The sequence below is a fragment of the Campylobacter sp. MIT 99-7217 genome (assembly GCF_006864365.1).
Lineage (GTDB): Bacteria > Campylobacterota > Campylobacteria > Campylobacterales > Campylobacteraceae > Campylobacter_D.
This window is the reverse complement of sequence record NZ_QHLJ01000012.1, coordinates 1-16772: the sequence shown is the minus strand read 5'-3', so window position 1 is coordinate 16772 and position 16772 is coordinate 1. Positions and strand designations below refer to the sequence as shown.

At 34.0% G+C, this 16772-nt stretch carries 21 protein-coding genes and 1 pseudogene; 10 read left to right on the top strand and 12 right to left on the bottom strand.

The genetic code is table 11. The annotated features are described in order from the left end of the window. Positions 1–3 precede the first annotated feature (3 nt). The 12 genes from DMB92_RS08465 to DMB92_RS08410 all read right to left on the bottom strand — a co-directional run bounded on the left by DMB92_RS08465 (position 4) and on the right by DMB92_RS08410 (position 8974). On the bottom strand, positions 4–1134 hold the full coding sequence (locus tag DMB92_RS08465) for a phage minor head protein (protein ID WP_142682628.1): 1131 nt from the start codon (positions 1132–1134) through the stop codon (positions 4–6). Next, positions 1127–2509 carry a DUF935 family protein gene (locus DMB92_RS08460; RefSeq protein WP_142682627.1) on the bottom strand — a complete coding sequence of 461 codons (1383 nt, stop codon included), beginning with the start codon at positions 2507–2509 and terminating at the stop codon, positions 1127–1129. Before DMB92_RS08460 ends, DMB92_RS08465 begins: the two co-directional genes overlap by 8 nt. A gap of 332 nt (positions 2510–2841) precedes the next feature. After that, on the bottom strand, positions 2842–4368 hold the full coding sequence (terL, locus tag DMB92_RS08455) for a phage terminase large subunit (protein WP_142682626.1): 1527 nt from the start codon (positions 4366–4368) through the stop codon (positions 2842–2844). A 100-nt stretch (positions 4369–4468) separates the two neighbouring features. Next, a complete protein-coding gene (locus DMB92_RS08450) occupies positions 4469–4783 on the bottom strand; it encodes a phage holin family protein (RefSeq protein WP_142682625.1) in 315 nt (104 codons plus the stop codon). A gap of 108 nt (positions 4784–4891) precedes the next feature. Beyond that, positions 4892–5128 carry a hypothetical protein gene (locus DMB92_RS08445; protein WP_142682624.1) on the bottom strand — a complete coding sequence of 79 codons (237 nt, stop codon included), beginning with the start codon at positions 5126–5128 and terminating at the stop codon, positions 4892–4894. Beyond that, the gene (locus DMB92_RS08440) at positions 5125–5466 is read right to left on the bottom strand and encodes a polyphosphate polymerase domain-containing protein (protein WP_142682623.1); all 342 of its coding nucleotides are present in this window, start codon (positions 5464–5466) and stop codon (positions 5125–5127) included. The genes DMB92_RS08445 and DMB92_RS08440 overlap by 4 nt, the downstream gene beginning before the upstream one ends. A 12-nt stretch (positions 5467–5478) precedes the next feature. Further along, the gene (locus DMB92_RS08435; RefSeq protein WP_142682622.1) at positions 5479–5868 is read right to left on the bottom strand and encodes a YcbK family protein; all 390 of its coding nucleotides are present in this window, start codon (positions 5866–5868) and stop codon (positions 5479–5481) included. After that, entirely contained in the window at positions 5868–6245 is a 378-nt protein-coding gene (locus tag DMB92_RS08430; RefSeq protein ID WP_142682621.1) for a hypothetical protein, read from the bottom strand. The genes DMB92_RS08435 and DMB92_RS08430 overlap by 1 nt, the downstream gene beginning before the upstream one ends. A 244-nt stretch (positions 6246–6489) precedes the next feature. Then, positions 6490–6843: a hypothetical protein gene (locus tag DMB92_RS08425; RefSeq protein WP_142682620.1), complete on the bottom strand. Its 354-nt coding sequence runs from the start codon at positions 6841–6843 to the stop codon at positions 6490–6492. Then, positions 6840–7088: a hypothetical protein gene (locus tag DMB92_RS08420; protein WP_142682619.1), complete on the bottom strand. Its 249-nt coding sequence runs from the start codon at positions 7086–7088 to the stop codon at positions 6840–6842. Before DMB92_RS08420 ends, DMB92_RS08425 begins: the two co-directional genes overlap by 4 nt. Continuing rightward, entirely contained in the window at positions 7089–7976 is an 888-nt protein-coding gene (locus DMB92_RS08415) for a Mu-like prophage major head subunit gpT family protein (protein ID WP_142682618.1), read from the bottom strand. It lies immediately after the preceding gene. Beyond that, positions 7976–8974 (bottom strand): phage protease, encoded by a 999-nt coding sequence (locus tag DMB92_RS08410; RefSeq protein ID WP_142682617.1) that lies wholly within the window; start codon positions 8972–8974, stop codon positions 7976–7978. Before DMB92_RS08410 ends, DMB92_RS08415 begins: the two co-directional genes overlap by 1 nt. 124 nt (positions 8975–9098) lie before the next feature. Here DMB92_RS08410 and DMB92_RS08405 point away from each other — a divergent pair, with 124 nt between their 5' ends. The 10 genes and pseudogenes from DMB92_RS08405 to DMB92_RS08355 form a co-directional block, all read left to right on the top strand. Continuing rightward, complete coding sequence (locus DMB92_RS08405) at positions 9099–9563, top strand: DUF1804 family protein (protein WP_142682616.1); 465 nt, start codon at positions 9099–9101, stop codon at positions 9561–9563. Next, a complete protein-coding gene (locus DMB92_RS08400; protein WP_142682615.1) occupies positions 9560–10192 on the top strand; it encodes a phage baseplate assembly protein V in 633 nt (210 codons plus the stop codon). The genes DMB92_RS08405 and DMB92_RS08400 overlap by 4 nt, the downstream gene beginning before the upstream one ends. Positions 10193–10388: 196 nt before the next feature. Next, positions 10389–10682, top strand: a complete 294-nt coding sequence (locus DMB92_RS08390; protein ID WP_142682613.1) for a GPW/gp25 family protein — start codon at positions 10389–10391, stop codon at positions 10680–10682. Continuing rightward, a complete protein-coding gene (locus tag DMB92_RS08385) occupies positions 10675–11835 on the top strand; it encodes a baseplate J/gp47 family protein (protein ID WP_142682612.1) in 1161 nt (386 codons plus the stop codon). The genes DMB92_RS08390 and DMB92_RS08385 overlap by 8 nt, the downstream gene beginning before the upstream one ends. After that, positions 11832–12446 carry a phage tail protein I gene (locus tag DMB92_RS08380; RefSeq protein ID WP_142682611.1) on the top strand — a complete coding sequence of 205 codons (615 nt, stop codon included), beginning with the start codon at positions 11832–11834 and terminating at the stop codon, positions 12444–12446. The genes DMB92_RS08385 and DMB92_RS08380 overlap by 4 nt, the downstream gene beginning before the upstream one ends. After that, positions 12446–13255, top strand: a complete 810-nt coding sequence (locus DMB92_RS08375; RefSeq protein ID WP_142682610.1) for a phage tail protein — start codon at positions 12446–12448, stop codon at positions 13253–13255. The genes DMB92_RS08380 and DMB92_RS08375 overlap by 1 nt, the downstream gene beginning before the upstream one ends. A gap of 2 nt (positions 13256–13257) precedes the next feature. Continuing rightward, a complete protein-coding gene (locus DMB92_RS08370; RefSeq protein WP_142682658.1) occupies positions 13258–13893 on the top strand; it encodes a hypothetical protein in 636 nt (211 codons plus the stop codon). Beyond that, positions 13893–15644, top strand: coding sequence for a radical SAM/SPASM domain-containing protein (locus tag DMB92_RS08365; RefSeq protein ID WP_142682609.1), 1752 nt, complete (start codon positions 13893–13895; stop codon positions 15642–15644). The genes DMB92_RS08370 and DMB92_RS08365 overlap by 1 nt, the downstream gene beginning before the upstream one ends. A gap of 1 nt (position 15645) precedes the next feature. Continuing rightward, entirely contained in the window at positions 15646–16041 is a 396-nt protein-coding gene (locus DMB92_RS08360; protein WP_142682608.1) for a DUF1353 domain-containing protein, read from the top strand. Next, positions 16038–16772: pseudogene (locus tag DMB92_RS08355) on the top strand (hypothetical protein); the annotation flags it as partial. The gene DMB92_RS08360 and the pseudogene DMB92_RS08355, both read left to right, overlap by 4 nt.

Genomic DNA, 16772 nt, shown 5'->3' with positions numbered 1-16772 from the left:
CTTTTACTTCCTATAAATAAGCTTGCTCTCTCTTTTAATCTCTTGTAGATATTTATCTTCTTCACTTAAAAACAAAGTTTTATTGTTGCTTTCATTGCCCCTTTGATTTACGACCATAAGCAGAGCCTTGCGTCCATTATCATAAAAATACTTGATATAAGTTTTTTTAGTAAAGCCTTTAAATCTTGGATCTTTTTCAAAACTAAGATAAATTTCATCAGTATCGTTTATAAGCTTAGGAAAATAATCAATATAAAAATGACGATTATTTTTCCTTATCTTTGAAGTGCCTGTTTTAAGATTTGTAAAAAAGCTATCATCTAGATTTATACTATCTCCTATCTTATCTACAATCAAACTTCCCTTAGTTACATTAAAGGCTTCATAAACCTTTTTTATCAGCTCATCATCGCTTAAGTTATCGTAGCTTGAAATTTTAGGCAAATTTTGTAAGCTTTCATCTAAGCTACTTTTGCTTTGAATAGGAATTTGTGTATTTTCCCTTTTATCATAAGCGAAATTTTTAGAAGCAATGCTTTTTGGATTTGTTAAAATTTTATATTTTGCTTTTGCCTCACTTTCACTTACTGCTATGACCTTGCATTTGCAGTTATAATCATTTGGAGGAAAAGAAGTTTTCCAAAAATCATCATCTTTGTGTATGGCACAATTATGAAGCTTTGCATGCTCGCTTCTTGAATTTTCTAATAAAGCACATTTATAAACCCAGTAGGTTTTGTATTTAAAGCTTTGAAGCTGAGTTGCTCTTGCCTTTGCGTAAGCACTTTGCATATTCGTATGATAAATCGTTTTTAGCCTGTTTGCGTCTATGTTGATTATCCTTTTTTCGCCTGTTGCCTGATTTGTAATCTCTTTTTTACCATACCAGCCTTTAGAGCTTAAAAGCTCTTTTAAATTAGCTTTAAACTCGTTAAAATTAGTCCCTTCTTTCATCGCCTTTTTTATTTCTTCGTGCAAGTCGTTTAAAATGTCAGTTTTCATAATGCCAGCAGCTGTAAAAGCTTTATCGTGAGCTTGTTTTTGAATGTCTTGATATCTAAAGCTTGTTTTTAAGCCTTTGTTTTGTAAATACTCATAAGCTTCATCAGGGCTTTTGTTAAAAATACTATTCATTGCCAGTATCCAAAAGAGCTTGCATAGAAGCAAGGGCGATTTTTTTATCTAAACTTTCTTTTAGTTTTTCAAAGCTTATGTTTGGATACTCTTTGAAAATTTTATCCTCTAGCTCTTCATAACTTTGGCAAGTATCCCAAAAGGCTTTAATCTTTTCATAAATTTCATCACTAACTTCATCTTCAGCTTCAGAGTTTAGTTCTATTTTATCTTTACTAAGGCGTTTATTTTTTTCTAGCATTAAAGAATTAAGCCCAAAGGTATCACTACTTTGCTCTTTTTTCTTTAAGCCCTCAATCCTAAAGGTTTTAGAGATAAACTCAGCAGGAATTTCATAACCCATTTGCGTAATAATGCTATAAATACTAGCTAAATACTGCTCATCAATTTCTTTGTTAGTATCAAAAATAAACTCAAATTCAGCAGGGCTCGCAAAATTAAGCTTTAAAACCTGTTCTAATAATTTTTGTATGCTTTTAGCTAAAAAAAGCGTATCCATTTCGCCTACATTAAGACGCACTTCTTCATGCACATTACCTAAGGCTTGCGTGCCATTTTGCACAGCATTTCCTGCTAAAACCTGACCGCTTATGAGCTTTGAAATGGCTTCATCACAATATCTTAAAAAGTCTGTAAAAGTAGAAGTGCTAAGACCTGAGTTTAAAAGCTCGATCATGTCTTCTTTGCCAAAAATACCTACACTTGCAGATCTTAAATGATAAAGTTCATCAAGCATTTCTTCTATTTCTTTCTTATCACTAGCCTTGTCAGTTTTTGCGATAATGGGCGGAACTGAGAGATTATCAAGATAAGAGATATTTTTACTCATGGCAAGTTGCTTTAAAACAGCTATGCTTACGACATTATAAAAAAGGGCTTGTTCTATAAAAGTTCCTGAATCGCTTGGATGTAAATGCAAAAATATATCATCACACTCATCTATAAAAAGCTTTTTTGCCTCATTGTAGATAAACAATCTTTCTTTATCGTCCATTGAAAAAAATCTTGGGCTGATGTATTTAAGGTTTGGCAAAACGCTTGTATCTTTTACCTTCCATTCAAGCAAAAAGCCTGCAAAACCATAAACAACAGCCGCACTCATCTCAAAGACAAATTTTCTAAAATCGCTTTTAGCGATATAATTTTGCAAAAAAGTTCTTTGCTCTTCGTTTTGGCAAGTGATAAACATAGGAAAAGAACACATCTTAAAACGCCTTTTCATAACTTCACTTGCAATTTGTGGATCAAAGCGTTTAAAATAATCATAAATGCTTATAAGTTCGCTGAAATTTTCGCTATTTAAAGCACTTACTATACTATCAAAATCAACACTACTTGCTACACTTTTTCTTGCTGTTTTATTTAATATCCTCACGAAAATCCTTTCTATGCTATCACTTTAAACGAAGTAAATTCGTTTAAAGTAGCTTTACTAAAGGCCTGCCCCGACCCCACCTAACTTGACTTAAAGACTAGACTAGAATAAAGGCCTGCCCCGACCCCACCTAACTTGACTTAAAGACTAGACTAGAATAAAGGCCTGCCCCGACCCCACCTTGCTATCAGCTTAAAGGAAGTAAATTCCTTTAAGCTAGCACTGCTAAAGGCCGCACCCGCCAAGCCTTGCTGGATAAAAGAGCTAAGCCAAAATAAAGGTCAAGCCCATCATTGCCTTGTTGGCTTTAAAAGCCAAATTTAGCCCCTCTTTCATAAAAAACCCTTCTTAAAACTTTTCTTTTTTATAAGGCGGTTGATGGCTTTATAATCAGCATTTCCTGCACTAGAGGCTATCCTAAAAGCCATTTCGCTTGCATCAAGTAAGTCATCGTGTGCTGATTTTGGATAAGTGAGCATTTCTTCTATAAGTAAATTTGAGTTTGTATCCACTAAAATCGTGCCATCGTTTATATAAGGAGCGAGGCTATCTATGCGAAGCTCTTTGGCAACCTTGTTTTTAAGCTCGCAAACGCTTAAAATTATGCCAAGCTTTAGAGCCTCTTCTTTGAGCTTATCTTTAAAGAACTCTTGAAAGGCTATGGTTTCAATGGCTATTTTTACCACCTTGCCAAGACTTAGATATTTGATGTAAAGCTTTAATATCACATCTATCATTTTGCTAGGAGTGATTTTATATCCACTTGCTTTTAGATGAAATTTGTTTTTTTCCACTCTTTTAAGCTCTGCAATGGCAAAATAATCCCCCTTAGCCTTTCCAAGTGCAGGGTCAATGCCTAAAACTACCAAATCAAAATCCTGCTCTTTATCAATGCCTTTATACTCGCTAAAAATAGCATTTTCATTGCTTAAGGCTTTGTTTTGATACTCGCTAAAAAAGCTTTGCGTGTCTGCAAAATACTCTTTTAAAATTTCTATCTTATTTAAATTCTCATCGTCTAATTTAAAGCCCTTTAAATCACTTTTTAAAATATTGTTTTTATCGATTAAATCAAGTTTGTCAGGGAAACTTAGCACAAGCGGAAAATCATAAATCAAAAAGCGTTTATCATCATTTAAGCGGTTTAAAAGACTATCTTGGTGCAAAATAGTTCCAACGACTAAATATAAATAATTATTTTGCGTTCTTGCAACAAGCTTTAAAATGGCTTTATTAAACCATTTATAAAGCTTATCTCTTTGAGTTTTGCTCTCTACATTTTCATCATTTTCTATATCATCGCAAATTATCAAATCAGGTCTTTTGCCAAGATAATTCGTCCCTCTTATCTTTTTGCCACTTCCAAAGGCTTTGATTTTTTTATGAGCTTTTAAACTTGTAAAAACTATAGCTTCACTAGTCCATTCATCGCCTAGTTTTATTTCAAAATCATTTATTAATTTAGCATTTTCCTCAAGCTCAGCCTTAATCGTAGCAATGCTTTCGCTTGCGATGTCAAGCGTGGAGCTAATTATAAGGGCGTATTGTTTTTTATCGCTTAAAAGCGAGTAAAGCGTAAAAAGCCTTACTAAAAGCGTGGTTTTAGCACTGCCACGATAAGCTTTGAAACAAAGATGATTATTTTTCTTTTCTAATTTGTCTATATTATCATAAATGAAATTTCTAAAAATACTGCTTTCTTCTTCGATAAAATTGATATGATGAGGGAAGTATTCAAAAACAAAGGCTTTAAAGCCTTGCTTTATAATTCTTTGCCTTCTTAAATTTTTATCTTCTTTATGGTTAAATTTTAGTGCTTTTAGTCTTGCTTTTATCTCGTTGATTTCTAATTTATCCATTTTTTATTTCATCTTTTATTTTTCTTTATCCAAAAACTATGTTTAAAAAGCTTTAAAACGCATTTAAAACCTTTTAAAAGACAAAGGCTAATACAAAGGGCTATAACTTATCTAATTTTTTATTTATAAGCTTTTCTAGCAGCTGTTCTATTTTAAGCAAGGCATCAGTTCCCATATAAGCTGCAAAACCACCCACCGCAACGCTTAACTTTGTGTCAAAATTAAGATAACTTACAAACTCAAAAACTAAATAAGCCACAAACATAGAGCCAAGCATACCTTTCAAAAAGAGTGCAAATTTGCCTTTTAGATTAAGAGCCTTGCTTAATTTATTTTTAGTTATTATGCCTACAAGTCCAGCTATCAAACTTACCAACATTAAGATTATATACACAAATACATCTTCTAATTTCATCGCTAGTTCCTTGTAAAAATTTCAAATACATAAAAAAGCCCTAAAGCAAAAGCTGAAAACAAAAAGCATATAAAAAGCTCTTTTAAAATCGTTTTTTGACTCATTGTTTTACTCTCTTGTTTCATCTTTATCTCCTGTGCAAATCTTTGCTATGCTTTCAGCTTCTAAATAATATTTGCTGATTTTTTTCGCACTTTCTAAATCCCCATAATCAAAAGGTTTTAAAGGAAGTTTTAAGGGACATTTGATAGGAATTTTAAGCTCTTTAAACTCTGTTTTGATTAAAGTGTCTTTAGAGCCACAAGCACTTAAAACAAAGGGTATGATTAGTAGGAAAATTCTCATTTTTTTGCTCCTAAGATAGAAAAAAGTTCTTTATAAGCTTTAAGCTCGCTTTCACAGCTTTTATCTTTAACAAAAACCTTATCCACCTTTAAAACTTCTTTTAAAACCTCTTTTGGCTTTAACTCAAGCCTTAATTTATCAATAGCTTTGTTTTGTTCTTTTATCTTGCTTTCAAAGACACTTAATTCAGAGTTTAAATGCAAGGCTTTAAGTTTTAAGCTTTCATTTTCTAAAACTAAGCTATGGTTTTTCAAATACAAAAAAGCACAAAAAAGAGCCAAAGAAAAAAGAGCTATTTTTGCTGGACTTAAAAATTTAGATAAAATAAAATCAAACATACAAAACCTTTTTTACGAATAAGTCCATCTTGCTTTCTTGCCTCTTGTATCTAAATGCACGAAGCCTGCAAAAGGATCTTTAAAATTGTGTTTTATGGCAATTCCTAAGGCTCTTTGCCCATAAACGCTTAAAATATATTCATAAACAACTTGCGTTTTTACGCCTTTAACCACAAAATCAGCCGCCGAACCTATAGTATGCTGAGATGATTTAGCACCTCCAACTTTGGCATTATGAGTAGCACAACGATAGCCACTATTTATAATGATAGGGGCGTTAAAATGCTCTCTTATCTCGCAAAGCAAATCAATAAGTTCATCGCTTGGAACATTTAAAGGCATTTGGCACTTACCGCATTTGCATTTAAACTCGCTTTCTTTAAAATACGCATTGTCTTTCATTAAAGTTCCTTTAAAATATCTTCTTCTTCTAATTCTTCAGCCATTGAAAAAATCTCCACGCTAAATTTCAAGCGATAAGCAAAAAGCGAGTTTGAAATAAAACCGCTCTCAATGCTCGTTAAAAGCTTTTTTGTGGGACTAAAAGCAAAAAGTAAGCTTCTTAGCTCATCGACTTTTTCTATGACTGAGTTTTTGTCTTTGTTGAATGTGTGAGATGAAAAAATGAGGCTAAAACTTGCATTATCTTTGTGATGATTTAAGCTTGTTAAGCTTTCAAGCATTAGATAAAGCCCACCTTGTTTAATATCCTCATAATTTGCCACACCTATGGCTTTAAAATGTGCTAACAAATCAGTCGTCATCTTTTTTAAAGTCAAAATTAAATCCTTTTTTATGCTACCAGCTTAAAGGAAGTAAATTCCTTTAAGCTCGCTTTACTAAAGGCCTTCCCCGTCCAACCTTGCTGGGCTTAAAACTAAGACAAGGCCGCACCCGTCCCCACCTTGCTATCACTTTAAACGAAGTAAATTCGTTTAAAGTCGCTTTACTAAAGGCCTACCCCGTCCAGCCTTAAAACAAAAACTAAACTAGGATAAAGCACAAGGGCGTCCAGCCAAAAGACTAAAATCTATCTTTTCGCTCTAAAACCCTTAATTTAAGTGTGCTAAAAGTGCCATCTTCTAAAATTTCGCTGGCTTTTTCCACTCTTTTAATCGCTTGTTCGAGCAAAAGTTTATCTTCTTCATCAAGAACGATTTTAAGATAAATTTTTATGCGAATATAAGCAAAATCCTCCCAAATGAAATCAGGCACATTCTTTCTAGCACAAAACTCGTCCGCATCCTTGCTTGCTCTTGCGACAATCTCTCTTGTGATCTCATCGATATTAGCCAAATTTGCTTGTGCTCTTTGCATGAGGGCTAGCTCTTTTAAAGTAAGAGCTAGCATTTTAGGAGGAGTGAGCAAAGGTGTCATTTGCCCTCTTTTGCTTTTTTTGCTTCTTTATTTTTTGAAGACTCATCAGCCTTGCTTTGCTCATCTAAGCTTTCTTGCTGCTTGCTTAAAAATAAAGCTTTTTCTTGTTCAAATTCTTTCTTTTGTCTTTCAAATTCTTGCTTTTCTTCCAAAAACAAAGCTTTTTCTTTTTCGCCATCATCTTCTTTTGGTTTTAAATTTTCATTTTGTTTTCTAAGCTTATTAGCTGAAGCGATATTATCCATTTATTCCACCTTTCCGCTTGATTTATAAGCAAGTTGCCAAAGTCCATAACCTGCGTTATCCTCGCTATCGATGCCATACTGAAAAGTCTTACGCATAAAAGCAGCTTCATCTGTTGGATTATCTTTAGCAACGAACTCAGCCCCTTTATTTATCTGCAAAATCAAAGGCTTAATCGGCTTAGTATTATCAATCAAATACCAAGCATCTTGATCGCTTAAATTTGCACTTGTAAATACCTCTACAACTCCTTTAAAGACATTGCTTGAGCCATTAATCAAATCACTATTAACAATCTCAAGGGCTTTAGCTTCAAGGCTTAAAGGAACGACCAAAAGAGCTGGATTTATATTTAAGACCCTGCCGCTTTCATTGACTAAGGCTCTCATATTTTTGCGTGCATTCATCAAGCTTTCAGCACTAAGCTTTTTGTCGCCTAAATTTGAAAAGCCTACTCCTCCGATATCATGATCATTTGCAAAAAATTTCTTGCCATCAAAGCAGGTTTCATTTTGCTCTAAAAGCGTGAAAATAAGATCATTATAATGGTTTTGCACTTCATAAGCTAGCATTTCAATTTGTGGTCTTACTATTCCTAAATTATCATAAGTTATCACATCTCGTGGAACTTCGATAGAGCTTTCCCAGTCTTTTTTGGTGATGGTATAGCCTTGCCCTTTAAGTTTGCCAAATTGACGATCTCCTATCCACTCACGCATTTTTGGCAAAGAGGCTAAAAATTGATACTCCACAACCAAAGAATTTGCATTTGTTACCATTGCAAATTTTTCATAATCTTTGTTTCCACCCTCAAGAGCATTGTTAAAAATAGTGCTAAAGCCTTTATTTACTGCTTGCATATAAGCAGTGCTTAATTCTGTAAAAGCCATTATTTATCTCCTTTGATTCCAAGTTGTTTGAAAACTTTTGCTTCATAAGCGTTAAGCTCTTTTCTTTTGCTTGTAAAATTCATTTCTTTTTTGCCTAAGATAATACCTGCTTCTTTTTTGCATACATCAAGATAATCTTCTAAAATCTTACCTTTCATATTAAGAGCTTTTTGGTAGCGATTAGGCAAAATAAGCCCATTTTGCAAAAGAGAATCAAGGCGTTTTTTGTTAAATTCAGCCTCCACTTCTTCATTTTTATTTAAAGAAGCTTCTAGTTTTGCGCTAAGTTCTGCTAACTTTGCCTTAAGCTCTTCGTTTTCTTTTCTCAAATCCTCAAGCTCGGTGTTAGGATTTTCCCCCTGAGTTGCTTTTTCCTCTGCTTGTGTGGCAGTATCTTCTAAATTTTCAGCCTTTACCTCTGCTTCCTCGGCTAATTTTTGTAAATCTTGCAATTCTTCCTCGTTCATTGCGTTCCTTTCTTTTTGATGTTCTTTTAACGGCGAACCAAGTCCGCCTAAAGAACCAAATGCTAAAGCCCCCGTCCCACTTCGTGGGGTGCTCGACTTTGAATTTTTGGTGCTATTTATCAATGATTTGGCTTTATTTAAAGCCCTGTTTAAAAGATTTGGCTGATTAACAAGTCCCATAGCGTCCAAATGGATAACATTTTTATCATTATCCACATAATACTCAGGGCTTAAATACCTAAAAGCCTTACTTTCAACAAGCTCCTTTCCTTTTGGAGTTAATTCAAGGCTTGCATAAATGCCATCTTGCCTTAACTCTAATGAATTTTTATCAAACCAGCCATAAGCTTCTCCTCCTTGGTGATTAAGATTTAATGCTATATCAAGTCCATTTTTTTGTATATTTTCAATGAGCTTTAAGCCATCTATTTTAAAAACTCTTCCATCTAGTCCCACAGCCTTGCCAATAGGAGAAATTTTTACTTTTTCATTTATCAACTTTGCATTAAGTTCTAATAATAAATCATGCATTCAAAGCCTTTATTTTTTGCATAATCATAAGCTAAAAAATGTTTTAAAGCCACCTATTTAAGTCATATATAGACTGATTTTAAAAAAAATAAAAAATATAATTAGCCCAAATTAAAGGAAAATTATGAGTAAAAAAGAACTTGCTAAAAACCTTTTTATACAAGGAAAAAGCATTAAGGATATATGCGTTTTAACAGGACTTAGTAGGCAAGGCATATATTTTATGAAAAAAGATGATTTTAGCAAGGGTATTGATTGGGAGAGCCTAAAACTTGCTGCCTTAAGAGATGAAAAAGACTTAGAAAACAAAGAGGCTATATTTTTAAATGCGTTAATTGGTGAGTTTGAAAGATTTTTAGAAGCAGCTAGTGAAAATCAGCTTGATATTGATACTTTGGAAGCTTTAAACAAATATGCAAAAACTTATTGGGCTATTAAAGCACCGCAAAAAGTGGATATTAAAGCTTTAAATTTGCAAATTTGCAAAAAAACTATTGATTCTATCATAGAGTTAGCAAGGGAAAATGAAATGGTTTGTGAGTGGCTTAGCGATAATAGTGATTTGATCATTTCAAAGGTTTTAAAATGAACGAGCTTGGCATAATTTGCGATATCAAAGGGGATAAAGCTAGGGTTGCTATCGGCGAAATGGTAACTGATTATTTAAGTGTCTTTGCCTGCATGGCTAATTCTTATGCTGTAAGCTTTTGTCCTTTAAGAATAGGAGAGCAAGTTTTGGTAATGCCTGTTCGAGGGGATTTAAACTCAGGTGTAATTTTAAGAGGACTTTATCAAGAAAAGCACAGCCCTAAAAATACTGATAACAACACCTTCAATATACACTTTGAAGATGGAACACATTTAGAATACAACAGCCAGACAAGCACTTTAAAGCTTGATGTGAGTAAAAATATAAATATCACTTGTGTAGATAAGTTCATAAATGCTCAAAATCATACCACAAAGGCTAACACCATAAGCCTTAAAGCTTCAAATGTCAGTGTTGAAGCTACTAGCATTAGTCTAAATGGCAACACGCAAATTGCAGGCGGTATCAGCACGAGTGGCAAAGGTGGTGGCAGTGGAAGCTTTAGCATTAATGGCAATTTAAATTTAATAGGAAATTTACAAGTTAGTGGGCAAATCAGTGACAGCAAAGGCGATCTAACTAATCACACACATGCTTGCACTTGTGGTGCTACAGCTTCGCCAAGATAGGAAAAGTTATGAAAGAATTGTTTTTATTTTCATTTTATTTAATCTTTTTTATGCTCTTTTGTATGAGTGCGTTTTATGCTTTTTTAAATTTAAACTTCTTTATTAAAAGCATTTTTATAGGATTTTTTATAGCTTTTACATTTTTAGGCTTTTCCCAAATGTTAGAAAATGCTTTTGAATTTTATAAAGGATTAAAATGAGCTATATGGTAAGCATTGAAGAAAGCATTAAGGACATTTTAATCACTCCTTTAGGCAGTAGAGTGATGAGACCAGAGTATGGCTCTTTGCTTTATACGCTAATTGATAGAAAAATCGATGATGATTTTAAGATCAAGCTTACTAGATATACAGCAGAAGCTATTTCAAAGTGGGAAAAAAGAGTAAGACTTAAAGGAGCTCGCTTAAATGAATGCAAGAGCGGTATTTTAAGCATTGCTTTGTTTTTTGAAAATTATCCTAATTTAAATTTGGAGCTTGGCAATGAGTGAGCTTTTAAATGATAGCTATTTTAAACAAAGTTTCCTAAAAGAAATTCCTTATCCGCAAATCATAGAAGAGCTTGATTATGAAAAGCTTTTAAAGGATTATGAAGAGCTTTTTAAAAGCTTTTTAAAAGAAGAGGTAGAGCTTTTAGAATCTGATCCTTTTAAAGCTGTATTAGAGGCTCTTGCTTATAGAGAGATGATAATTAGAGCACGCATTAATGAAAGCATAAAGGCTACTTATTTGCATTATGCTAAAGGAAGTGATTTGGATAATGTGGTAGCAAATGGGTATTTGATTGAGAGGTTAAAAGGGGTTAAACCTACAGCCAAAGTAGAATTTGAATTAAATGCCTTACTGACTTATGATGTCATCATTCCCAAAGGTGCGATTTTTTCAAATGAAAAAGCCGAGCTTGCGAGCTTAAAAGAAGATGTGGTGATTAAAAAAGGGCAAAGCAAGGGCGAGGGTATTTTAGAGCTTGATGAGTTTGTGCAAAGCAAAGAAAGCAAATGTGAGTTTTTACAAACTCCACTGCCTTTTGTGGCAAAGATCAAACAACTTGAGTATTTTAGCGGTGGAGCAAGCGAGGAAAGCGATGAGAGCTTAAGGCAAAGGGCTGTAATGAGCGTGCATCGTTTTTCAACTGCAGGAAGCGAGAAAGCTTATATCTATCACGCTTTAAGTGCAAGCAGCAAAATAGCTTCCATAAAGGCTTTAAATAATGGACCTGGAAAGGTTAGAGTCATCATTAAAAGCGAAGATGAAACAAGTCTTGATGTGGTCAAAGAGTATTTAAGTGCAGATGAGACAAGACCCTTAACCGATGAAGTAAGCGCCAGTCTTGCTAAAAAAAGAGAATTTATCATAGAAGCTAAGCTTTTGCTTTTAGAGCTAAGCAGAGCTAATGAAATAAGCACGAAGATTAACGCTTTACAAAAAGATTTTGATTTAAGTGTGGATTTAGCACTTGGCTTTTTATATAAATGCTTACATCAAGATGGAGTTTATAAAAGTGAAATTTTAAGCATAAAAGAAAGGCTTGCAAATGAAAAAGGCGAAGAGCTCAAGGACTTGCCACTAAAGGACATAATAATTGCTGATGATGAGTTTGCAGAGCTAAGCTTTTTACTTAGTTATGAAAAGGCTAGTCTATGAGTTTAATTTTAGCTCACCACCCAAAACAAAGCAAAGCCATTGACTTAAGTGCAAAGGCTAGATTTGAGGATTTAAATTTAGCTAGTATCACAAATTTGGCTTTAAATTGCGATAAAAGGCTTTTACCAGTCTTAGCAAATGCTTATGATGTAAGCATTGATGGCTTAGAAGAAAAAGAGGCTAGAAAGCTTATAAGCAAAGCCTTACTCTTAGATCGATACAACGGCACAGCCTTTGCGATCAAAGAAGCCTTAAAAACGGTCTTTGATACGGCTACTTTGAAAGAGTGGTTTGAGTATGAGGGTAAGCCTTATCATTTTAAGGTCAAGGTAACAAGCAAGGATAAGCCCTTTAATCAAAGAACCTTTACCCAGCTTGATCGCCTCATTTTAGAGTATAAAAATGTGCGTTCAGTTTTAGAAAGTATCACACTTGAGCTTCAAAGCCCTAATGAAAGCTTTAATGCAAGTGTGAGCAGTGGTTCTGAAAAAATAGAACTTTTACCCTATCAAAGAACAAAAATCGAGCCTAAAGCTCAAAGTTTTATGGCAATGAGTGCATTTGTGGCTGAAAGGCTTCATCAAACTTTAAATACACAGGAGGTGCGTTAGTGAATGAAAGTAAATTTTATACGATTTTAACAAAGGTGGGCATTGCAAAATTTATCGCTGCAAGAGCTAGTGGTAATGGAGTAAATATCGCAAGCTTTAAGCTTAGCTCCGATGTTTTAGTGCCAAATGAAGATATAAGCACGCTTTCAAATATCGTTTATGAAGCAAATATCAACTCAAAATACATCGATGATAAAAATAAGCATTATGTGCATGTAGAATGTCTCGTGCCAAGCAATGTAGGTGGCTTTGAGATCAATTTGATCGGCATTTATGATGATGAGGGAGCTTTGCTAGCGGTGGGGAATTTGCCCACAACTTACAAACCACTTTTAAGCGAGGGCTCTGCTAAAGAACTGCTCATTAAAATCACAATGGAGCTTAAAAATGCAAGCGAGGTTTTGCTTAAAATAGATCCTAGCGTGATCATGGCAAGTAGGGATTATGTGAATGAGATTAAGCTTGAACTTAAGCTTGATATGAGCAATTTAGAAAACGAGCTTAAAATTTTAATAGACACTAAAGAAGATAAAGGTGTGGCTAGTAGCCTTGATACAAAGTTAAAAGCTGAGCTTATAGCACTGATCAATCAAAAAGAAAATGCAAACACAGCACAAAAGCTAGTCAATGCTTTAAGAACTGAGCTTACAAGTAAGATAAACTCTAGTGTGCCAAAGCTTACTGTAGCATCTACTGGAGGATATGGAAGCGGTTATTCGAGACATACATTTTATCTAAACGGGATTTATCAAACTTACATAAATACTTATCAGCCATATATCTCTGGCAACAATGGAGGAAGTAGTTGAAAATGTTTTATGATTTAAACGAAGAACAAAAAGCAAGAGCAAAAGAGCTTTTAGAACACATCAAAACAAAATTAGAAAAGCTAAATGGCTTAAAAGATATAAAAAGCCTTAACAAAGCCAAGCATGTAAAAGAGTGCGTAAATTCTTTACAAAGGTGCTTAGATGAAAAAGATGAGGACAAATACGACTTTTTTATTTGGGACATTTATACCTTAGTTTGGGGCATTAAGCCCTTTGATGAGATGAGCGAAGAAGAAAAACAAGAAGCCAATTTAAAGGTGGATAAATACCAAGAAAACATACCAAGCTTAAAGCAAATCGCACAAAGCACACTAAAGGCTGAAGTTGATGAGCTTATAGATAAAAGCTTTTTAATGTCTTTGCGTTTAAAAGAGTATGATGAAAAAGGCGTGCCAAGAAAGATAAGCATAAGACAAGCAAAACTCATACTTTTAGAAAACGAGCTTTTAGATGATATAGAAGAAATGATTGCAAGCTCTGATAAGAAAACTCAGATCAGCTGGGAGTATGCAACAGAGTTTGAAAGAAATAATCCTTTGATTTTATCTTTTCAAAAAGCTGCAAATTTAAGTGATGAGTTTGTAGATGAACTTTTTAAAAAAGCTAAGGAGCTTTGATGAGAGGGCTTAGTTTAACCTTTGTGCCAAATTCATATTGCAATTTTGCTTGCTCTTACTGCTATCTTGGCAAGCTTACAAACAGAAAAGAAAAAACGCAAGATATGGCAGAGCAATTTAAAAAAATAGCTGCCACTCTTAAAGAGCAAAAAGTCATCATAAAAGATATAATGTTGCATGGAGCTGAGCTTACAGCTAGTGATTTAAACGATGTTAAAGAGCTTTTAAAGGCTATAAATGAGTATAAAAAAGACAATTTAGACTATATCAAATTTTTCAACAAGCTAAGCCCTGCGAAGCATTTCATACACTTAAAAACTAATCTTTATAATTTAGACAAGTTTTTTGATACCTTCGTTTTAAATGAGGTTGGCATTAGTGGGAGTGTGGATTTGCCTTTAAAAATGCACGAGAAAAACCGCATTTTAAAAAATGGCAACTCAACGCTAGAAAAAACCTTAAAAATGATAGAGCTTTTAAGCACTTATCCGCATTTTAAGCAGTTTTCAGCGACCATGACTAGCGAGTATTTGGACGCAGATGAGTTTTTGCAAGATATTTTTAGACTTGAAAAGCTTGGTTTTGATATGGCAAATAATTTTTACATCATGTTTGCTTACCAAAGCAAAAACGCAAATGCTTCTTTTAAAATGGCAGAGGATAAAAAAATGCTTGAGTTTTACAAAGCCTTAAGGCAAAGGCTTAAAAACACAAAATACGCCTTTGCTGTTGAGCATATATGGTTTAAAGAATTTTTGGGAGGATACTGCACGAACTGCACGAATTGTGCTGATGGCGATAGAATGCTTATACAAAAAAATGGCAATGCCTTTATCTGCCACCGAAGCCAAGCTGTGGCAAGTCTAAGAAGTGGCAATGTCTTTAAGCAAGACTTTGAAAGCATTAGAGCAAGAGCGGTTGCAAATATAAGAATTTTAGAAAATTCCTTAAATCTTAGCAAAGACTGCTTAGAATGCGAGTATTTTCATCTTTGTAAGGCATCTTGTTCTATAGAAAGAAAGGACACAGGACTTGGTAAATCTTACACTTGTGCCTTGCAAAAAGAAATTTATAAAAACAATCCTGAAATTTATAAGCCAAATAAAGTTTTAGCTAAAGAAAGTCTAGACGAGTTTTTAAGGCAAAATCAAATCGAAAAGCTAAAAGAGCACAGAATGCCAAATATAAGCTTTGAGCTAAAAGAAAGTAAAAATTCTTTAGAAAATATCATAAAACAAGATGAAATCTTAAGCCAAATTTATGATAGAAGCAATTTTTATCTAAGCATAAATGATAAATTAAATGAGCTTGATTTTGAAAAGGATGATATATACTCCTTAAAAAGACTGAGTAAAAACGATGAAATCAAGCTTTTCATCAAAAAACAATCCTTGTTTATAAACTCAAAAGAAAGCATTGATAATTTTGTGCATTTAATGTTACTTGGTGGAAAAGCACAAATTTATGGCGATGAAAAAAGGCAGAAAATCCCACACATTGCAAGTAAGCAGTTATACTTTTCAAAGCTAGAAAATGAGGCTTTGAATGTGAATGGGTATTATGTTTTGGATATTAGTGATTTTTTAAGAGCAAATGCTAAAAATTACGAAAAAGACTCTAGAAATTTTCTTTTTTTCACCACAAAAGCCATGCGTGAGTATCACTACGAAAAACATGCAAAAAATGCTTTTTATCATATACAAGCTATAAATCTACCTTTTGCAAGGCTTGAGTTTATCTGGGAGGAGTAAGATGAGCGAGGTAAGAAGAGTTGTTGTAAAGCCGCATTCAAAAGACAAATACGAGCTTATGCAAGATTATGAATGTGCCATTTTGCTAAATAAAGAGGGCTTTTTTGGACTTTATGAGCTTAGCATTAAAGCTGGCTTTATCACAAACGGAGCAGATATCCCACGCTTTTTGTGGAGCTTTTTTCCGCCAAACTCGCCTGAGTATTTAAGTGCGGTTGTGGTGCATGACTTTTTATGTGAAAAAGCTAGCTCAAGAAAAGATTACAAGCTTGCTGATCTCATGTTTAAAGAAGCGATGCATACAATCGGCGTAAGCAAGCTTAAAATCAAGCTTTTTTACAACGCTTGCAATCTTTATCACACCTTGAAATTTCTTTTTAAAAAGGAGGGTAAGTGAGCTACGAGGTCTTTTACAATCCTACTAAAAATCAGCTTTTAAACCCGTCTTCTCCTATCAAGCCACCGCTTGAAAAAGAACTAGACAAAGAGCAGGTGCAAGAGCTTATAGCTGAGGCTTTAAAATCCCTTGAGCCTTTTAAGAGCTTAACCGAGCAAAGATTAAGCTTGCTTTCTAAAGAGCTTGAAAAGCTTGAGGGTGCTGATGAAGCACAAATTCAAAAGCTCATTCAAGAAGAGCTTAAAGAGCTTGATTTAAGTTTTGATGAAGAGGCTTTAAAAGAGTTTTTAAAACAAAATAAAGAACTTTTGCCAAAAGGCGAAAAAGGCGAAAAAGGCGAAAAGGGTGAAAAGGGCGAACAAGGACTTCAAGGCATACAAGGAGAGCGTGGCGAAGCTGGAACTATCGATGAAGCTTTATTAAGCACTAAAATCGATGAAAAGCTTACTTTAAAAGGCATAGATGAAGCAAGCATAAGCTCTAAAATCAATCAAGCCCTAGCCACGCAAAGTGTGGATGAAAAGGCTGTAAATGCTCTCATAAACACAGCCTTAAACCCTGTGAATGAAAAGCTAGATTTGAAGATAGATGAGAGCAAGGCAAATGAGCTGATAAATGAAAGCCTTTCAAATTTTAAAGCTGGCATTGATGAAGCTGAACTTAATCAAAAACTAGAGCCTTTAAAAACTGAGCTTGAAAGCAAGATAAATGAAAACAAAGAAAGCTTAAAA